This window comes from Streptomyces sp. NPDC025721, from assembly GCF_055558595.1.
Genome location: NZ_JBVHMF010000002.1, coordinates 36,612 through 56,433, shown reverse-complemented (window position 1 = coordinate 56,433; position 19,822 = coordinate 36,612). Strand labels below are relative to the sequence as shown.

The window sequence follows — 19,822 nt, the reverse complement described above, 5'->3', positions numbered from 1 at the left end:
GGAGTGGTGGTTTTTTCCCCCCCCCCCCCCCCCCGAAGGCACCCCCCCCCCCCCCCCCCCTCCCCCCCCCCCCCCCTCCGCCCCCCCCCCCCCCCCCCCCCCCCCCCCCCCCCCCCCCCCCCCCGGGGCCGGACTACTCGGAGGGCGCGGCCGACTTCTTGGCGGCAGCCTTCTTCGTGGTCGTCTTCTTGGCCGCGACCTTCTTCGTCGCCGTCTTCTTGGCGGCAGCCTTCTTCGTGGCGGCCTTGCGCGGCGCCCGCTTCTTGGGCTCCGCGTCAGCGGCATCGGCGGCCGGTGCCTCGGCCGGGACGACCACGACGGCCGCGTCGTCGGCGCCCGACGGCGACCCGGCGGGAGCCGTCACCTTGCGCGTGGCACGACGACGGGCGCGCGCCGGGGGCTCCGTGGAGACCTCGGGCTCGGGCGCGGCCTCGACCGGGGCCGTCGGGGCCTCGGCGGGGACGACCACGACGGCGGCGTCCTCGGAGACCGCGGGAGACCCGGCGGGAGCCGTCACCTTGCGGGTGGCGCGACGACGGGCGCGGGCCGGGGGCTCCGTGGAGACCTCGGGCTCGGCGGCCGGCGCCTGCTCGATGACGGGCTCGCTGACCGGGACGACCACGACGGCCGGTTCCGGCTCGTGGTCGGCCGCGGGCGGCGCGCCCGCGGGCGAGGTGGCCTTACGGGCGCCGCGCCGCCGGGAGCGGCCACGGCTGCCGTGGGCGGCGGCCTCGGCCTCGGCCGCGGTGCCGAACCACTCCTCCTCGGGGTCGCCGACGGTCGGCACCAACTCGGCCTCGCCGACCTCGATCGGCTCCAGCTCAGGCAGTTCGTCGGCCGAGTCGACCGAGTCGACCGAGTCGACCTCGTCCGCGTCCGCCTCCAGCACGTGCTCGCTCTCGTGCTCGTGGTCGTGACCGTCGCCCGCCGCGCCGCCGTTGCCGGACTTGCCGCGCCGCTTGCGCTTGCCGCCGCCACCGCCGGTGGTGGTCGCCTGGTCCATGTGGACGATGACGCCGCGCCCGTTGCAGTGCACGCAGGTCTCGGAGAAGGACTCCAGCAGGCCCTGGCCGACCCGCTTGCGGGTCATCTGCACCAGGCCGAGCGAGGTGACCTCGGCCACCTGGTGCTTGGTCCGGTCCCGGCCCAGGCACTCCAGCAGCCGCCGCATGACCAGGTCGCGGTTGGACTCCAGGACCATGTCGATGAAGTCGATGACGACGATGCCGCCGAGGTCCCGCAGCCTGAGCTGGCGGACGATCTCCTCGGCCGCCTCCAGGTTGTTGCGGGTGACGGTCTCCTCCAGGTTGCCGCCCTGCCCGGTGAACTTGCCGGTGTTGACGTCGACCACGACCATCGCCTCGGTCTTGTCGATCACCAGCGAACCGCCGGACGGCAGCCACACCTTGCGGTCCAGCGCCTTCAGAAGCTGCTCGTCGATGCGGTACGTCGCGAAGACGTCGATCTCCGAGGTCCAGCGCGACAGCCGGTCCGCCAGGTCGGGCGCGACGTGGGTGACGTACTCGTGGATCGTGCTCCACGCCTCGTCACCGCTGACGATGACCTTCGAGAAGTCCTCGTTGAAGATGTCGCGGACGACGCGGACGGTCATGTCCGGCTCGCCGTAGAGCAGCGTCGGCGCGTTGCCGCTCTTGGCCTTCTTCTGGATGTCCTCCCACTGCGCCTGGAGGCGTTCGACGTCGCGGCGCAGCTCGTCCTCGCTGGCGCCCTCCGCGGCGGTGCGGACGATGACGCCCGCGTCCTCGGGGACGATCTTCTTGAGGATGGTCTTCAGCCGGGCCCGCTCGGTGTCGGGGAGCTTGCGGCTGATGCCGGTCATCGAGCCCTCGGGCACGTACACCAGGTAGCGGCCGGGCAGCGAGACCTGGCTGGTCAGGCGGGCGCCCTTGTGGCCGATCGGGTCCTTCGTCACCTGGACGAGGACCGGCTGGCCGGACTTGAGCGCGGACTCGATACGGCGCGGGCCGTTGCCCATGCCGAGTGCCTCGAAGTTGACCTCGCCCGCGTACAGGACGGCGTTGCGGCCCTTGCCGATGTCGACGAACGCGGCCTCCATGGACGGCAGCACGTTCTGCACCTTGCCCAGGTAGACGTTGCCGACGTAGCTGGTGGCCTGCTCCTTGTTGACGTAGTGCTCGACGAGGACGTTGTCCTCCAGCACGCCGATCTGGGTGCGCTCGCCGTTCTGCCGGACCACCATGACGCGCTCGACGGCCTCGCGGCGCGCCAGGAACTCCGCCTCGGTGATGATCGGCACGCGGCGGCGGCCCTGCTCGCGGCCCTCGCGGCGGCGCTGCTTCTTGGCCTCCAGGCGCGTGGAGCCCTTGATGGACTGCACCTCGTCGGCGCCGGTGCCGCCACCGGACTCCGACTTCTGGCGCGGCTCGCGGACCTTGACGACCGTGCGCTCCGGGTCGTCGCCGCCGTTGGCGGAGTCGTCGGCGCCGGAGTCGGAACCGCGACGGCGACGGCGCCTGCGGCGACGGCTGGTGCTGGAACCCGAGCCGTGGTCGTCGTCGTGCGCCGACTCGTCGGCGGAGTCCTCCTCGTCGTCGCCCTCGGACGACTCGTCCTCGTCGTCGGAGGACGCGGTGTCCTCGTGCTCGCTGGACTCGCCCCGGCGACGGCGGCGACCGCCGCGGCGGCGACGGCGGGACGGGCGGTCATCGCCGTCGTGCTCGCCGTCGGCGTCCGCGTCGTTGTCCTGCTCGTCGTCCGCGTCGGGGTCGGCCTCGTCCACGTCCACGGCGGTGGCCGCCTCGGCGGTCACCGGCTCCGCGGCGGAGCCGCCACGGCGACGGCGGCGGCGGCGCGGGCCGCTGTCCCGCTCCTCGGTCTCGTCCTCGTCGGCGACGGCGGGCTCCTCCGCGACGGCGCCGGCCGCCACGGGCTCGGCCGTGGGCGCCTGGAAGACCGGCGGCTGGAAGACGGCCGTCGGCGGACGCGACGCCCTGCGGCGTCCGCGCGCCGGGCGCTCCTCGGTCCTGACCTCAAGGGTGATGGACGCGACGGGGATGCCGAACGCCTCGGCGAGGGCGGCCACCGCGTTGGCGTTCGCCTCCTCGACCGTCTGGCCGTAGCCGCGGATCTCGTACGCGTCGTCGACCTCGACGTTCCACTCGTCGCCGTCCTGGAGCGCCTTCCCGGTGTACTCGAAGCGCTCTTCCGGCGTGTCGTGCGCACTGGCGGTGACGGTGTCGCTCTCGGCCTCGGCCTCGTCCCGCGGCGCCAGCGCGCCCGGCTTCAGCCGCCGGGAGCCGTCGCCCGCGGAGAACGTCGCCGCAGGGGCTCCGGCCGTGCGCTTGCGCGACCGCCGGGCGCGCGGCTCCGGCTCGGCGGCCGGGGCGGGCGGCGCCACGGGCGCCGCGGGTGCGGGGGTCTCGGCGATCTCGCCCGCGGTGCCGTCGGCGGCGGGCGCTTCGGCGGGCGCGGCCACCTTGCGGGTGGCCCGGCGGCGGGCGCGCGGCGGGGCCGCGTCCCCAGCGGGGGCCTCGGCGGCGGCGGGGGCCTCGGCGGCGGGCTCGGCAGTCACCGCGTCGGGCGTACCGCCGTCAGGGGCATCGCCCGCAGCGGTCTCGTCGGCGGTGGAGGCGGCCGGGGCGGCCACCTTGCGCGTGGCGCGACGGCGGGCGCGCGGCGGGGCCGCGTCCCCAGCGGGGGCCTCGGCGGCGGCGGGCTCGGCGGTCGCCGGGGCGGGCGTACCGCCGTCAGGGGCATCGTTCGAGGCGGTCTCGTCCGCCGTCGAGGCGGCCGGGGCCGCCACCTTGCGGGTGGCACGGCGGCGAGCGCGCGGCGGCGCGGCGGGGGCCTCGTCGGAGGCGGCGGTGTCGTCAGCGGCGGGGCCGGACGCCGCGGCGGTGTCCGTACCGCCGTCAGGGGCATCGCCCGCAGCGGTCTCGTCGGCGGTGGACGCGGCCGGGGCCGCCACCTTGCGCGTGGCGCGACGGCGGGCGCGCGGCGGGGCCGCCGCCTCGGACGCGGAGGCGTCATCGGAGGCCGGAGCCAGGCTCTCGGCGGTCTCGGAACTCATGGGGGCGGCCGTGGCGCCGTCGGAGGCGGCCTCGTCACCGGCGGTCACGGCCGGAGCGGCGACCTTGCGGGTGGCGCGACGGCGGGCACGCGGCGGGGCGGCTGCCTCGGACGCGGAGGCGTCGTCGGAGGCCGGAGCCGGGGCCTGGGCCGCGGGCTCGGCGGGGGCGGAGCCGCCGGCGGCGTCGGTCGGGGGGCCCGCGGGGCGGGAGGCGGCCCGGCGGCGGCGCGGCGGCGCGGCCTCGGCGGCGGGCTCGGATGTGGGGGTGGGTTCGTTGGAGTCGGTCTGGTCGTGCATTCGGGCAATGCTCCCGTCGAGCTCCCGGGCGCCGCGTCCATGTCCGGTGCGGCGGGCCGCTTGGTCGCGGTGCCGCTGTCCGGGGGCGCGGGCGCCGCACGGGAGCTGCTGTGTCGCTCGTCGGCACCGCGTCGGCGGGTCGACGAAAGTCTCATGTGGTCTGCGGCGCCGGACCCGGGTGGCTCCCTGGTGCGTCGGCGACGCGTGACGACGTGGCTACGCGGACCCGGCAGGTACCGTCACAGCGTCGCGATCATGCGCGAGCGGGTCGGTGACCGTGCCGGACTCCTCGTCGAGCGGCCCCTGCGCCAGCCTGGTCACCGCTGCGGGGACCGGCGGCGCGAGGTCGGCCGTCGCATGGAGGCCGGACAGTACGTCGTCGGGCCGTACGGCAGGTGTCAGGTGCCGTACAACCAGCCGCAGTATCGCACAGGCGCGGTCCTGCGGCCTATCGGCACCCTGTTCGGACATGTCCGCGTCGTGCCCGGCGCCGTTGTCCGGCGTGTCGTCCACGACTTCCAGGCGCGTGACGGCGCCGCGGGTGTCGAACGTGCGGATGCCGTTCTTCGTCTTGCGCTGTACTTCCACGGTCTCCGCGGCGAGGAACGCCGCGACGGCCTGTCGTGCCTCGGCCGGGTCGACACCGTCGAGCCTGACCTGCCAGACGGACGCCTCGAGGCGTTCGGCGAGTCCCGAGGTCCGGGCCTCGACCGCCTCGATGACGTCGAGTCCCGCGGGCAGCGACTCGTCGAGCAGCAGCCGCAGCTTCTCCGGGTCGACGCTGCGCGCGAGGGCGATCTCCAGATACTCCGCCTCGCTGCCGACGCCGGTGGGTGCGGCGTTGGCGTACGACACCTTGGGGTGCGGGGTGAAGCCCGCCGAGTACGCCATCGGCACCTCGGCGCGGCGCAGGGCCCGCTCGAAGGCGCGCTGGAAGTCGCGGTGGCTGGTGAACCGGAGGCGGCCACGCTTGGTGTAGCGCAGTCGAATGCGCTGCACCGCCGGTGCGGGCGGCGGACCTTCGGGCTGTCGCTTGCCCAGTGTCGTTCAGTCCCTCGTGCGTACTCGTGTCCCGGGGGCCCGTCACCGGGCCCGCTTGTCTTTTACAAGGTTACGCCGCGTCGCGCGTTGCTGTTGACGGGTGACCCCCGCCCTGTGGACAACCCGGGGTCGACAGTCTCGGGGGAACGCCCTGAACCGGTGCCGGTCCCCCGCTCAGCGGTGGGTCGGCGGACGCCGCTTGGCGAGGTCGGGGCCGGGCTGCTTACGGTGGCGGGCCGCCGGCCGGGGCAGCGCTTGCGTGGCGTGCGCGCTCGCCACCAGCGCGTCGGCGGGATCGGGCGCCTCTGATACGTCGGCCGCGTCCGTCGCCGGTGCCGGACCGAACGCCCCCGGCTCGTACCCGGCCCGCCGCGGCGGCAGCCGCCGCTCGGCCGCGCCGACCGGATCGCCGAAGAGCGCTCTGCGGGTCTCGGCGCGCAACTCGCGCAGCGAGCGGCGGGCGTCGGCGACCGCGTCCTTGACCGGCTGCCGGACCGCGCGCCGGTACCAGCGGCCCGCGGCCCGTACCGCGCGCAGTGCGGGAGCGCCGGTCCGGCTCCAGACCCAGGCGGCGGGGACCGCGATCAGCACGCGGGCCAGCCACGCGACGCCGCGGCCGACGGCGCGCGAGACATAGCCGGTCACCCGCCAGGCGTGGCCGAGCGCCGCGCCGATCTCGCGTGCGACGGGGACGACGACGCGCCGCCATACGAAGCCGACCGGCAGCACGACCAGGGTCCTGATCAGCCAGAGCAGGCCGAGCCACGTCATCCGCAGCGTCCACGCGAGGCCGCGGCCGACCGGCGTGAGCACGTACCGCCACAGCGCGGCCAGTGGCCACACCAGCGCGTACCGCACGAAGAAGACGACGGCCGCGGCGAGTGCGAGGGCGACGGGCACCAGCAGGGAGTGCCAGAGCCAGCGGGCGGGCACGGCCAGGAGGTAGTGGCCGAGCCAGGAGGCGCCCGCGCCCAGGCCCGCGCCGAGGGTCAGCAGCGTCCAGCGGGCGGCGCGGCCGACGGGCGCGAGGACGTACGTGTAGAGGGCGGTCAGGGGGACGACGAGCAGCCAGTGCGCGAGCAGTCCCGTGCCGGCGCCGAGCATGCGCAGTGTCCAGGCGGCGGCGTGGCCGAGCGGTACGAGCACGTACCGCCACAGGGCGACGAGCGGGACGACGACCAGGTAGCGGGTCAGGAAGACGGCCGGGATCACCACCAGGGTGCGCACCGCCCAGACGAGCGCGGCGCCGAGGACCCGCAGCGGCGGGAGCAGCAGGCGGCGCCATGTCCAGCGCAGTCCGGCCGAGGTCGCGCGCCCGGCCGTCGCGAGCGCGTCCCAGAGCAGGCGCAGCGGCAGCACGACGGCGAAGGCGACGAGACGGACCGGCATACGTATGGCGACGGTCAGGCAGCCGTCGCCGCTCCCCCGCGGGTGTTCCAGAGCCATGCGGTGAACCTACCCGCAGGGCTTGGCGGGTTGGCGTACCGCGCGGTGTCCGCAGCCGGATCGGCACCCGGCGGATACCGCCCGGAGACGTCGCGCGGCGGCGGCCGGCCGCGTGTCACGGCCGCGTGTCACGGCCGCGCACACGGGCCGGAGCGCGGCTCGACGTACTCCGGCGAGCACTTCTGCGAGTACGGCTCCACGCACGCCTCGAAGCGCGGCTCGCGGCACCGCGCGAAAACGCTCCGCCACGGCGCGGGCCAGGGGCCTTGCGCAGGTCCCGCCCCGTCAAGTCGTCGGCTGCGCGCATGTGTTGGGGATGCGCGGGTCTTGTCAACAAATCGAATGACGTGCGTAAACCGTTGACAAGCCGGTGACACGATCGCAACATGTGACTCGCAAAAAGCTGGTCAATGCTCTCTCAATTCTTCACATCTGTATGCAACTTCACGGCAGGAGCCGCCTCGCGTCCTGCGAACCCCGCGCGTCCCGCGCGTCGTCCGCGCTCTCTCGTTCCGACTGAACAGAGGACACATGAAACGGAAACAGCTCAGCCGTCGGCTGATCACCGGCCTGGTCACCGCCGGTCTGATCGCCATCGGGCTCCTGCCACTGTCCGGGGCCGCCGCCGCGGCCGACCGGCCCAACCTCGCCTCGGGGAAGGCCGCTTCGTCGAGCGGCGCGGTGGGCGGATACCCCGCCTCCGCGGTCACCGACGGCAACCAGGGCACGTACTGGGAAGGGCCGAACAACACCTTCCCGCAGTGGGTGCAGATCGACCTCGGCGGCAGCGGTGCCGCCGTCGACCAGGTGGTGCTCAAGCTGCCGGCCGGCTGGGAGGCGCGCACCGAGACCATCGCGGTGCAGGGCAGCACCGACGGCGCCGCCTTCAGCACGCTGTCCGCCGCGCAGGGCCGCACCTTCAACCCGGCTTCCGCCAACACCGTGACGGTCGACTTCAGCGCCGCGACGGTCCGCTACGTACGGCTGAACATCACCGCCAACACCGCGTGGCCGGCCGCGCAGATATCCGAGCTGGAGATCCACGGCACGACGGTCACCGACCCCGGCGGCCCCGGCCCCGGCGATCCCGGCCCCGGTGACGGCACGGGCAAGGACCTGGCGCGCGGCAAGCCGATCGAGGCGTCCTCGACGGCCCAGTCCTTCGTCGCGTCCAACGCCAACGACGGCCAGGTCGGCAGCTACTGGGAGTCCAACGGCTTCCCGTCGACGCTGACGGTCAAGCTCGGCTCCGACGCCGACATCACCTCCGTCGTCGTCAAGCTCAACCCCGACGCCGCGTGGGGTCCGCGCACGCAGAACATCCAGGTGCTCGGGCGCGGCCAGAGCGCGACCGGCTTCACCTCGCTGAAGGCCAGGGCCGACTACGCGTTCAGCCCGTCGAGCAACCAGAACACCGTGACCATCCCGGTCACCGGCCGGGCCGCCGACCTCCAGCTCGGGTTCTTCTCCAACTCCGGCGCCCCGGGCGGCCAGGTCGCCGAGGTGCAGGTCATCGGCGTACCCGCGCCCAACCCCGACCTGACCGTCACCGCGCTGTCGTGGACCCCGACCGCCCCGGTCGAGACCGACACCGTGAACGTCAGCGCCACCGTGAAGAACATCGGCAGCGCCGCGTCGCCCGCGACCACCGTCAATGTCAGCGTCGGCGGTGTCGTCGCGGGCAGCGCCCCGGTGGCCGCCCTCGCCGCCGGTGCGTCCGCCACCGTCCAGGTCGCCGTCGGCAAGCGGGCGGTGGGCAGCTACACCGTCTCGGCCGTGGTCGACCCCAATGGCACCGTCATCGAGCAGAGCAAGGACAACAACAGCCTCGCCTCACCGACGAAGCTGGTCGTCGCGCAGGCGCCGGGCCCCGACCTCGAAGTGCTCGGCATCACCTCCAACCCGGCCAGCCCCGCGGTCGGCGCGGCCGTCTCCTTCACCGTCTCGGTGCACAACCGCGGCACCACCTCGACGGGCGCCGCCACCGTCACCCGCCTCACCGTGGGCGGCACCACGCTCGACACCAGCACCCCGGCGATCGCCGCGGGCGCGACCGTCACCGTGAACGTCACCGGCACCTGGACCGCGACCAGCGGCGGCGCCACCCTCGTCGCGACCGCGGACGCCACCAACGTCGTCGCCGAGACCAACGAGACCAACAACACCTTCTCCCGCTCGATCGTGGTCGGGCGCGGCGCCGCCGTCCCGTACACCGAGTACGAGGCCGAGGCCGCCACCTACCAGGGCACGCTCCTGGAGACCGACCCGCTGCGCACCTTCGGCCACACCAACTTCGCGACCGAGTCCTCGGGCCGCAAGTCGGTACGGCTGAACACCACCGGTCAGTTCGTGGAGTTCACCTCCACCAACCCGACCAACTCGATCGTGGTGCGCAACTCGATCCCCGACGCCGCGAACGGCGGCGGCATCGAGGCCACGATCAGCCTCTACATCAACAACACGTTCAACCGGAAGATCACCCTGTCCTCGAAGCACAGTTGGCTGTACGGCAACACCGACGGCCCCGAGGCACTGACCAACTCGCCGCAGGCGGACGCCCGTCGGCTGTTCGACGAGTCCAACGCGCTGCTGTCGACGACGTATCCGGTGGGCACCAAATTCCGCCTCCAGCGGGACGCGACCGACACGGCGTCGTTCTACGTCATCGACCTGATCGACCTGGAGCAGGTGGCGCCGCCGAAGGCCAAGCCCGCCGAGTGCACGTCGATCACCGAGTACGGCGCGATCCCGGACGACGGGATCGAGGACACCGCCGCGATCCAGCGGGCCGTGACCGCCAACCAGAACGGCCTCATCAACTGCGTGTGGATCCCGGCGGGCCAGTGGCGCCAGGAGAAGAAGATCCTCACCGAGGACCCGCTGCACCGCGGCCAGTACAACCAGGTCGGCATCAGCAACGTCACGATCCGCGGCGCGGGCATGTGGTACTCGCAGCTCTACTCGCTGATCCAGCCGCAGGACGCCGTGGGCAGCATCAACCACCCGCACGAGGGCAACTTCGGCTTCGACATCGACAACAACACGCAGATCTCCGACATCGCGATCTTCGGCTCCGGCCGGATCCGCGGCGGTGACGGCAACGCCGAGGGCGGCGTGGGCCTCAACGGCCGGTTCGGCAAGAACACCAAGATCAGCAACGTGTGGATCGAGCACGCCAACGTCGGTGTCTGGGTCGGCCGCGACTACGACAACATCCCCGCCCTGTGGGGACCGGCGGACGGCCTCGAATTCAGCGGGATGCGCATCCGCGACACCTACGCCGACGGCATCAACTTCACCAACGGCACCCGCAATTCGAAGGTCTTCAACTCCTCCTTCCGCACCACGGGCGACGACTCGCTCGCGGTCTGGGCCAACAAGTACGTCAAGGACCAGTCCGTCGACATCGCGCACGACAACCACTTCGTGAACAACACCATCCAGTTGCCCTGGCGCGCCAACGGCCTGGCGATCTACGGCGGTTACGGCAACACCATCGAGAACAACCTCGTCTACGACACGATGAACTACCCGGCGATCATGCTGGCCACCGACCACGACCCGCTGCCGTTCTCCGGCCAGACGCTGATCGCCAACAACGGCATCCAGCGCGGCGGCGGCGTCTTCTGGGGCGAGGCGCAGAAGTTCGGGGCCATCACCCTGTTCGCCTCCACCAGTGACATCACCGGCGTCACCATCCGGGACACCGACATCGCCGACTCCACCTACGACGGGATCCAGTTCAAGAACGGCGGCGGCGCCATGCCGGGCGTCACCATCAGCAACGTCACCATCGACAAGTCCAACAACGGCGCCGGGATCCGCGCCCAGGGCGGCGCGCGGGGCAGCGCCAATCTGTCCCACGTCACCATCACCAACTCCGCCAACGGCAGCGTCCTCATCGAGCCCGGATCGCAGTACGTGATCAACGGCTCGTAACCGAAGGCTCTCACCCCCCGAAAAAACCCGTGGCCCCGCACGCGTCCTGCGTGCGGGGCCACGGGCCGTGTCGCGCTACCTCGCGGCGGCGCCGACCGTCACTTCACGACCGACAGCGGCAGCAGCTTCTGCCCCGTCGGGCCGACCTGGATGTGGGTGTCCATCTGCAGACATATAGATACGGCCCTAAAACAAATACCATGCTGACATGACAAGACGAGACGGCAAGCAGACCATGGCCGAGCGGAAGCGTTCGCCTAGGGACATCGAATGGTCCGAGGGCGACCTCGCTCTGCTGGAGGAGCTGAAGAAGGCCGAAGCACAGCTCCCCGCAGACGCGCCGCGCGCCTTGTTGTCCGTGCGCCTGTCGGTTCTCACCGAAGAGACGACCTCACCCGTCCGTCAGGAACTCGACCTGCGGATACTCGCCAGGGACATGGGCTGCCGTGTCGTCGGTGTGGCCAGCGATCTCAACGTGAGCGCGACGAAGGTGCCGCCCTGGAAGCGTAAGCACCTCGGCCAGTGGCTCAACGACCGCTCCCCCGAATTCGACGTACTGCTCTTCTGGAAGCTCGACCGGTTCGTCCGCCGCCTCTCGGACCTGGCGGCCATGATCGACTGGTGCCTGAAGTACGGGAAGAATCTCGTCTCCAAGAACGACAGCATCGACCTGACAACCACGGCCGGGAAGATCATGGTGACGATCATTGGCGGCATCGCTGAGATCGAGGCCACCAACACCAGCACGCGTGTCACGAGCCTCTGGGACTACGCCAAGTCCCAGAGTGAATGGTTGGTAGGGAAGCCCGCGTACGGATACGTCACCGCACGGGACGAGAACGGGAAAGCCGTCCTCCGGATCGATGAAGACGCGCACCGCGCGTTGCACTGGTGTCGGCGGGCCGCCATGAGGACGAACGCCGCCTCAGCCCGGCGCATGGTCGCAGTGCTGGTGAGGGCAGGCTTGTGCGGGGCCGGCCTCACGCCGTCAACACTGCTCCGCAGGCTGAGGAATCCCGCGCTCATGGGCTATCGGGTCGAGGAGGACAAGACCGGTGGCAAGCGACGTTCGAAGGCCGTTCTCGGTAGGGACGGCAAGCCGATCCGGGTCGCGGAGGGCATTTTCACCGAGGACGAGTTCGCCTCCTTGCAGAGCGCCCTCGACAAGTACTCGAAAGACCAGCCTGCTCGCCGTCCGGGCGGAGCCACCAAGTTCCTCGGAGTCCTGATCTGCCCCGACTGCGAGACCAACATCACCGTCCAGAAGACGACCAACTCCTACGGCTCCTACAGCTACCTGCGCTGCGGTGGCTGCAAGAGTGGCGGCCTCGGCGCGCCGAACCCCGAAGAGGTCTACGCCCAATTGGCCCATGACGTGCTGTCCGTGATCGGCGACTACCCCGTCGAGACGCGCGAGTACGCCCAGGGCGAGGAAGCGCGGAAGGAGGTCAAGCGACTCGAAGAGTCCGTGGCCTACTACATGCGCGAGCTTGAGCCTGGCGGCCGTTTCATGAAGACACGCTTCACCAGGGAGCAGGCGGAAGCGACTCTCGACAAGCTGATCTCCGATCTGGAAGCGATCGACCCCGAGACCACCAAGGACCGCTGGGTCACCGTCCACAACGGCAAGACCTACCGCGAGCAGTGGGAGAGCGGCGGCATGGAAGCCATGGCCGAGGACCTCCTCCGCGTGGGCATCAAGTGCGAGGTCACCCGCACCAAGATCCCCCACGTCCGCGCCCCCGAGGTCCACCTCCGCCTCCTCATCCCCAAGGACGTACGTGCCCGTCTCGTCCGCAAGGAAGACGACTTCGCCGCAAAGTTCTGAACGGCGCTCGGACTGACAAGGCGGCCCGCTACGCGGACCCCCGGCGGCTGGCCCAACACTCACCGACCGCCTGTTTTAGGTTCACGCGGCAGTTGAGCAGAGCTTCATGCCCGGATAGCGACAGGCGCGGCTATGCGGCCTTCTGCCGGGCAAGTTCCTGTGCCCGCTCGTAGACCCCGCGTGCGTGCTGGTTCTTCAGGTGAGGACGGAGACGACGACGGAGAGCGCCGAAATGCTCATCAGCGCGTGAGGATGAAAGGCGCTCGTAATCGTCGAGGAATTTGGACCAGGTGGCGCAGGAAGCCTCCAGGTGGCCGACTTCGAGCTGACGCTGTGCGAGCAAGCCGTTGGCGTGCGCCCGCCCCTGCTTCTCAATAGGAGGACGGACGCGGTTGGAATCTTGCATGGCCGCGATGGAGCCGGGCACATCGCCGAGGGCGTAGAGCACGCTGGACACGTGGAAGAAGTAGGCGGCCTGGTCGTAACCGCCGATCGCATCCCGCCGGTTGTCGGCTTTCGAAAGTGCTGACTGAGTCTCCGCGAGGCGGGAGAAGGCGAGGCGTTTGTCTTTGACGAGGGCCGCACCTTGCGCCTGCTGTCCGGACAGGAACGCTTGCAGACGCGGTCCTGCTTTCGGCGCCGCCTCCGCCGCGGAGTCTGCGAGTTCCAGCGACCGCTTCCCGTGCTTGAGGTTGGCAGCCTGAAGGGCCATGCCGCGAAGGGTGCGGCAGTAGGTGACGTGGTCCTCGGCGTCGGCGGCCAAGTGGAGGGCTTGTACGTAGTAGCGCTGGCCGAGTCCGTGCGCCTTCTCGTACATGGCCATCCAGCCCGTGAGGTACACGAGGTCGGACGCGGCGGCGAGCATGTCCTTGCGGACGGTCTCGGAGGCATCGGCCCGCAGATACGGCGCGACCGTGTTCACGAGGAACGCCGCCGCCATCGGGCGGGCGTGTCCCCCGCCCAGCTCATCAAGAATGTCCGCGATGCGGTCGGTCATCGTCCGGACCGTGGCAACCTCGCCCGCCCCGATCCGCGTTGCACGGCCAGTCGCGTGAGCCTCGGAACGGCCCGCCAGGTCGATGTAGGCCGGGATCGGCAGCGCGGCTGCATAGAGCGTCGTCGTGAAGAACTTCCGCCGAGAGGGGTCCATGTCTTCTCTCCCGATAGTGACCAGTCCCTCCACAGTGTCCCCGGGCATGGTCAGCGCCGCGAGAGTCGCTGTTTCGGCCACCGAAGGCGGTAAGCCAGCTTCGGCATGGGTGACTGGCCGGCCCAACCGACGGGAGAACGCCTCCAAGATCAACGGGCGCCATTTCGCCTGTGGGCGCGTACCTGAGAGCCACTTGTTGACATTGCTCTTGTCACAGCTCACCGGAACGCCCGCTTCGGAGGCAGCCCGATTCACTGCGGCGGCCAGCTCGACCTGGGACCACCGGGCCTCGCTCAGAAGGGCTTTGAGACCTTGGTTCGGCTCGTGCTCAGCCATGCTGCCACTCTCCGCGGGTGGACGAACTTTCCACGCTTTCCACTTCGCACGCCGCCCCAACGGTACCGCTCTCCGTACGCAGACGGTTGCGTAGTGCGTGCAACCAGTCAGGGCGCGAGCGGCAGTTCGACTCGCGGCACGGGAGAGCGCACGGAGGACAGTGAGGGCAAGCGACTACGCCAACCGGACCAGGTTGGACCTGGCCTGCGAGCCATCCGCCCCCGGTCTCGCCAGGCGTCACGCACAAGAGGTCCTTGAAAGCTGGGGCCTCCCCGACGAGGTCGTACAGGACGCCCTCACCGTCGTCTCGGAATTTACGGCCAACGCGGTTCGCCATGCGGGCGAGCCGACCGAGCCGAAGTCCGCAGGGCACCCTCGATCCGTGGTCCGCACGTGTCCCCTGACCTTGTGGATCAGCACAGGCCGCCTGTACGTCGCGGTCCAGGACCAGAGCGACGAACCACCCGAACTGCGGCCCACCTCCCTGGACGCCGAGAGCGGACGCGGACTTCAGATCGTCGCCGGCCTCACCGAAGGCGCGTGGGGATTCGAGAGGGCTGCGCCCGTTGGCAAGACCGTCTGGGCAAGTCTGCGACTTGCCGCCTCGTTGCGAGCGGACAAACAACAGTCCAAGACGCCCCGGCGGGAGACGCTACCTGCCTCGCTTTGCGTAACAGCCGGGCATACGGGCGTTCACGCATGACGCCTGACCTGGACCCGCTCAGGCCGTGTCCCGAACCGGGCCCATCCACTTCAGAGGAACGTGCCGTGACCATTTCCACCCCCAGCATCAGCTCCATCGCTCCGCCCAGGCACCGGTCCATCTGTTCGGCCCTGACCGTCCTGCCCGATCCACTCGCCCACACAGCCCTGGCATGGTCCGGATACCGCCACGACATGACCGCTGACATCCGGGACCTGCGCTGCACTCTCGAACGTCACACCAGCGGCGACCACTACGCGATGGTCCTCGACATCGCCGACAACACCGCCGTCTGGAGCCGGTGGCCTCCGAACAGCACCCCGGCCATTCTGCTGATCCTCCCGGACTGCCCGGCCACCCATCCCAAGCATGGCGGCTGTAGCGAATACGAGGGCCACCCTGACGGCCACACATGGCAACTCGACGATCCCTGGAACCCCCCTCACCGGCTGACCGGAGGAATGAACGATGCTTCATGACCTGATCGTGAGCCCGTTCCTTGACGGCTATCTGGCCTTACGGCCTGGCAGCGCGGCAGGGGCACGTCTGCCCGAAGCCGGCTACGAGGAACTACGCGCCCTCGTCCGCAACGACTCCCCGGTCCCATCGTGGTTTGCCGAGACGGTCGCGCAGGTGTGGGGTCTGGACTTGGTCGGCAAGCCTGTATCGAAGGCGGTGCTGGTCCGCGAGCGCTCGTCCTATGGCTTCTCCAAGGCGAGCTGGGAGATCAACCTCGGCTGCAACTTCGCCTGCACGCACTGCTACTTGGGCCTGAAGGAATTCGCCGGCCTCACGTGGGACCAGAAGGTCACGCTCCTGGACATCATGCGGGACGCGGGCGTGGTCTGGCTCCAGATCACCGGCGGCGAACCCACCATCGACAAGCACTTCCAGGACGCCTACCGCTACGCCTACTCACTGGGCATGATGCTCACCGTCTCCACCAACGCGTCCCGGTTGTGGGAGAAATCGCTGCTGGCGATGTTCGAGGAGTGCCCCGCCTACCGCCTTGTTGTCAGCGTGTACGGGGCGACCGAGAAGAGCTTCGACCGGCTCACACAACGGCGCGGCGCGTGGAAGGCGTTCAAACGCGGAATGGACGCCGCACGTGAGGCTCACCTGCCGGTGCGGCTCAACATCATCGTCACCAACGACAACGCCCACGAGACGGACGCCATGGTGGCCCTCGCAGAGGAATGGGGCCTGAAGCACCACGTCTTCAGCAACATGACGCCCACCATCTACGGCGGTCCGGAAAGCCTGCTCGCCCAGTCCAGCAGCCACCTGCGCGAACGCAGCGCCTTCACCGGATGCAACGCCGGAGTGACGTTCTTCCACGCCGACCCGCACGCCAAGGTGAGCATCTGCAAGGTGGGCCGGGACGACCAGATCGACCTCATGGCCGAGGGCCTTGAGGGCTTGCGTCGGCTGCCCGCGATCTCCGACGCCCTGATGCTTCGCACCGGGGGCTGCGAGGGCTGCCAGCTCTCCGGCACATGCAAGGTGTGCCGGCCGCTGGCCAAGCAGTTCCAGGAGGCGAAGGCTCCACTGATCAACTACTGCCAGCACGGAATGCCCAAGGAGATGGTGCACGCATGACCGCAGTCGCCGTAGAGATCCGGCCCAGGCCGCCCGTGATCCGCCCCGAGGAGTCCACCGCCACGGTCGCAACACCCGTGGTGATCACCGTCGCCGACATGGACGACGTGATGGACTCCGTGAAGTGCTCCTGCAACGCGGGCGACGACAACCCCCACTGATCACCCACAGATCACCGCCAGGCCCCGGCAGATCATGCCGGGGCCTGAGCCGTACATCCCTCGCCGCAAGTAAGGTGCGACCCATGCGCTTCCGTTGGGACTGGCTCCGCCCAGTGGTAACGGCCCCCTACGTCCCCACCATCGGCCCAGTGCACCCGTCCGTCCTCACCGACGACCTCTTCGCCGACACGCTCAGGGCCGCAGGAAGCAGGCGCTTCCTTCCGTACGACAAGGACCTCCGGTGGTCAGACACCAAGGACGAGAGCGTACTGACCGACGCCGTCGTACACCGCCCCGGGGAGACGCTCATCCCCACGCACTTGGCCCGAGGCACAGGAACGATCAAGGTCTACGCGTACGGAGTCGGCCCCGGTAGCCGCATCGCCGCCGCCGAACTGGCCCAGAAACTCGCCGCGGACCACGGAGCGAGCAAGGCACGAGTCGTGCACTTCCTCGGCCCCGAATACGGCACCCGCTTCGCCCAAGGCGTCAGGATTCAGCTCAAGGACTTCTCCACCGGAGCCTGCCCGCCCCCTGGACACCCCCTCACCACCTTCACCGACCTGCCCGCCGAACTGCGCCAGGACTTCACCGGCTTCGCAGAGGAGATGGCGAACGACGGATTCGCTTTCCTCCACTCAAGGATGCAAGCAGGCGCGGTAGGGCCCGTACTCGTGGCCGTGACGGGCGGCCGGGTCGCAGGAGCCATCGGCCCCATGGAGATCAGGCCCGACGCGATCGGCCAGCCCCAGCTCATGCCCCAGTACTTCGGAGTCCGCTCCGAGCACCGGGGGTACGGGTTCGGGCGCGCACTCTGGCGCGCCGCCATGCGGTGGGGTCAAGAGAACGGAGCCGAGTACCAGCTGCTTCAAACCGAAGTCGGCGGCGTGTCAGACACTCTCTGCCAAGCCGAAGGTCTGAAGTCCCTCGGCTTCGTCGTCACCACGCCAGCCCGTTGAAACACGCTTCCGGCCACTCCCTGACGGCGAAGACGGCGCACAGAGACCGCGTCGATCGCCCTCTCCGGAAGCGCGTGACTGCTGGAGTCACACCCACTCGATACTGCTCTTGACTCGACCGGCCTTGCCCTCCGGGCCCGGACCAGGCAGAGGTGTCGTGAGCGTAGACCGCGGTTCTGCCTTCACTGAGGTCGAGACGCCGAAGCAAGACCAAACCTCGGTCGCCTCGGCGTCCGTCATGTCGCCGAGTAAGTCGGCGATCTTACTCGGGGCGTCACTCATCTCAGTGCGTATGACCGTGCTCCGCAGGCGCCGGACCTGCGTTCTTGACCGCCAGGGGCAGCAGCTTCTGGCCGGTCGGGCCTACTTGTACCCATGTATCCATCTGCGGGCAGACACCGCAGTCGAAGCACGGCGTCCAGCGGCAGTCGTCGACCTCGGTCTCGTCCAGGGCGTCCTGCCAGTCCTCCCACAGCCAGTCCTTGTCGAGACCGGAGTCCAGGTGGTCCCAGGGCAGGACCTCCTCGGCGGTGCGCTCGCGGGTGGTGTACCAGGACAGGTCGACGCCGAAGGCGGGCAGCTCGGCCTCGGCGGCGCGCAGCCAGCGGTCGTAGCTGAAGTGCTCGCGCCAGCCGTCGAACCGGCCGCCGTCCTCGTAGACGGCCCGGATGACGGCCGACACCCGGCGGTCGCCGCGGGAGAGCAGGCCCTCGATGATGCCGGGCTTGCCGTCGTGGTAGCGGAAGCCGATGTTGCGGCCGTACTTCTTGTCGCCGCGGATCGCGTCGCGCAGCTTCTCCAGCCGGGCGTCGGTCTCCTCCACGCCGAGCTGCGGGGCCCACTGGAAGGGGGTGTGCGGCTTGGGCACGAACCCGCCGATGGAGACCGTGCAGCGGATGTCGTTCTGCCCGGTGACCTCGCGGCCCTTGGCGATGACCTTCTTCGCCATGTCGGCGATCTGGAGGACGTCCTCGTCGGTCTCGGTGGGCAGCCCGCACATGAAGTAGAGCTTCACCTGCCGCCAGCCGTTGCCGTACGCGGTGGCCACGGTACGGATCAGGTCCTCTTCCGAGACCATCTTGTTGATGACCTTGCGGATCCGCTCGGAGCCGCCCTCGGGGGCGAAGGTCAGACCGGAGCGGCGGCCGTTGCGGGTCAGCTCGTTGGCCAGGTCGATGTTGAAGGCGTCGACGCGGGTGGACGGCAGGGACAGGCCGATCTTGTCGTCCTCGTACCGGTCGGCGAGGCCCTTGGCGACCTCGGCGATCTCGGTGTGGTCGGCGGAGGACAGCGAGAGCAGGCCGACCTCCTCGAAGCCGGTGGCCTTCAGGCCCTTCTCGACCATCTCGCCGATCCCGGTGATGGACCGCTCGCGCACCGGGCGGGTGATCATGCCCGCCTGGCAGAAGCGGCAGCCGCGGGTGCAGCCGCGGAAGATCTCCACCGACATCCGCTCGTGCACGGTCTCGGCCAGCGGCACCAGCGGCTGCTTGGGGTACGGCCACTCGTCGAGGTCCATCACGGTGTGCTTGGACACCCGCCACGGCACGCCGCTGCGGTTGGGCACGACGCGGGAGATCCGGCCGTCGGCCAGATACTCCACGTCGTAGAAGCGCGGCACGTACACCCCGCCGGTCCTCGCCAGCCGCAGCAGCACCTCGTCCCGGCCGCCGGGGCGGCCCTCGGCCTTCCACGCGCGGATGACCTCGGTCATCTCCAGGACGGCCTGCTCGCCGTCGCCGATGACGGCCGCGTCGATGAAGTCGGCGATCGGCTCGGGGTTGAACGCGGCGTGGCCGCCCGCCAGCACGATCGGGTCGTCCAGCGTGCGGTCGGCCGCGAGCAGCGGGATGCCCGACAGGTCGAGCGCGGTGAGCATGTTGGTGTAGCCCAGCTCCGTGGAGAAGCTGAGGCCGAACACGTCGAAGGCGCGGACCGGGCGGTGCGCGTCGACCGTGAACTGCGGCACATCGTGCTCGCGCATCAGCGCTTCGAGGTCGGGCCACACGCTGTACGTGCGCTCGGCCAGGACGCCCTCGCGCTCGTTGAGCACCTCGTAGAGGATCATGACACCCTGGTTGGGCAGGCCCACCTCGTACGCGTCCGGGTACATCAACACCCAGCGGACGTCGGTGCTGTCCCACTCCTTGACGGTGGAGTTCAGCTCGCCGCCGACGTACTGGATCGGCTTCTGGACGTGCGGGAGAAGTGCTTCCAAGCGCGGGAAGACCGACTCGACAGGCATCTCGGCGACTCTCATCAGACGGCTGGGACTCCCCCGGCCGGCGGCGTGGGGGCTGGGTGACCCTCAA

Annotated in this window: 12 protein-coding genes; 7 read left to right on the top strand and 5 right to left on the bottom strand. The window is 70.3% G+C overall.

Features of this window, described 5'->3' with window-relative positions; genetic code table 11:
* Positions 1 to 133: 133 nt before the first annotated feature.
* The 3 genes from ACZ4EF_RS04230 to ACZ4EF_RS04220 form a co-directional block, all read right to left on the bottom strand.
* Positions 134 to 4,348 (bottom strand): Rne/Rng family ribonuclease, encoded by a 4,215-nt coding sequence (locus ACZ4EF_RS04230; RefSeq protein ID WP_467502701.1) that lies wholly within the window; start codon positions 4,346 to 4,348, stop codon positions 134 to 136.
* A gap of 216 nt (positions 4,349 to 4,564) precedes the next feature.
* Complete coding sequence (locus tag ACZ4EF_RS04225) at positions 4,565 to 5,347, bottom strand: TIGR03936 family radical SAM-associated protein (protein WP_355349564.1); 783 nt, start codon at positions 5,345 to 5,347, stop codon at positions 4,565 to 4,567.
* Between the two features lie 216 nt (positions 5,348 to 5,563).
* Complete coding sequence (locus ACZ4EF_RS04220) at positions 5,564 to 6,835, bottom strand: hypothetical protein (protein ID WP_467502699.1); 1,272 nt, start codon at positions 6,833 to 6,835, stop codon at positions 5,564 to 5,566.
* A 531-nt stretch (positions 6,836 to 7,366) separates the two neighbouring features.
* Here ACZ4EF_RS04220 and ACZ4EF_RS04215 point away from each other — a divergent pair.
* Positions 7,367 to 10,774 carry a CARDB domain-containing protein gene (locus ACZ4EF_RS04215; RefSeq protein WP_467502697.1) on the top strand — a complete coding sequence of 1,136 codons (3,408 nt, stop codon included), beginning with the start codon at positions 7,367 to 7,369 and terminating at the stop codon, positions 10,772 to 10,774.
* Between the two features lie 208 nt (positions 10,775 to 10,982).
* On the top strand, positions 10,983 to 12,602 hold the full coding sequence (locus ACZ4EF_RS04210; protein WP_467502695.1) for a recombinase family protein: 1,620 nt from the start codon (positions 10,983 to 10,985) through the stop codon (positions 12,600 to 12,602).
* A 130-nt stretch (positions 12,603 to 12,732) separates the two neighbouring features.
* On the opposite strand, the gene ACZ4EF_RS04205 is transcribed toward ACZ4EF_RS04210, so the two are convergent.
* The gene (locus ACZ4EF_RS04205) at positions 12,733 to 14,088 is read right to left on the bottom strand and encodes a hypothetical protein (RefSeq protein WP_467502693.1); all 1,356 of its coding nucleotides are present in this window, start codon (positions 14,086 to 14,088) and stop codon (positions 12,733 to 12,735) included.
* Between the two features lie 97 nt (positions 14,089 to 14,185).
* Here ACZ4EF_RS04205 and ACZ4EF_RS04200 point away from each other — a divergent pair, with 97 nt between their 5' ends.
* The 5 genes from ACZ4EF_RS04200 to ACZ4EF_RS04180 all read left to right on the top strand — a co-directional run bounded on the left by ACZ4EF_RS04200 (position 14,186) and on the right by ACZ4EF_RS04180 (position 17,510).
* Complete coding sequence (locus ACZ4EF_RS04200; protein ID WP_467502691.1) at positions 14,186 to 14,791, top strand: ATP-binding protein; 606 nt, start codon at positions 14,186 to 14,188, stop codon at positions 14,789 to 14,791.
* A 65-nt stretch (positions 14,792 to 14,856) separates the two neighbouring features.
* Positions 14,857 to 15,270 carry a hypothetical protein gene (locus ACZ4EF_RS04195; RefSeq protein ID WP_467502689.1) on the top strand — a complete coding sequence of 138 codons (414 nt, stop codon included), beginning with the start codon at positions 14,857 to 14,859 and terminating at the stop codon, positions 15,268 to 15,270.
* On the top strand, positions 15,260 to 16,390 hold the full coding sequence (locus ACZ4EF_RS04190) for a radical SAM protein (protein WP_467502687.1): 1,131 nt from the start codon (positions 15,260 to 15,262) through the stop codon (positions 16,388 to 16,390). The genes ACZ4EF_RS04195 and ACZ4EF_RS04190 overlap by 11 nt, the downstream gene beginning before the upstream one ends.
* Positions 16,387 to 16,551 carry a hypothetical protein gene (locus tag ACZ4EF_RS04185; RefSeq protein ID WP_391047600.1) on the top strand — a complete coding sequence of 55 codons (165 nt, stop codon included), beginning with the start codon at positions 16,387 to 16,389 and terminating at the stop codon, positions 16,549 to 16,551. The genes ACZ4EF_RS04190 and ACZ4EF_RS04185 overlap by 4 nt, the downstream gene beginning before the upstream one ends.
* Before the next feature lie 83 nt (positions 16,552 to 16,634).
* Positions 16,635 to 17,510, top strand: coding sequence for a GNAT family N-acetyltransferase (locus tag ACZ4EF_RS04180; protein WP_467502684.1), 876 nt, complete (start codon positions 16,635 to 16,637; stop codon positions 17,508 to 17,510).
* A 283-nt stretch (positions 17,511 to 17,793) separates the two neighbouring features.
* Here ACZ4EF_RS04180 and ACZ4EF_RS04175 read toward each other — a convergent pair whose 3' ends face one another.
* Positions 17,794 to 19,755 carry a TIGR03960 family B12-binding radical SAM protein gene (locus ACZ4EF_RS04175; RefSeq protein WP_467345788.1) on the bottom strand — a complete coding sequence of 654 codons (1,962 nt, stop codon included), beginning with the start codon at positions 19,753 to 19,755 and terminating at the stop codon, positions 17,794 to 17,796.
* Positions 19,756 to 19,822 lie beyond the last annotated feature (67 nt).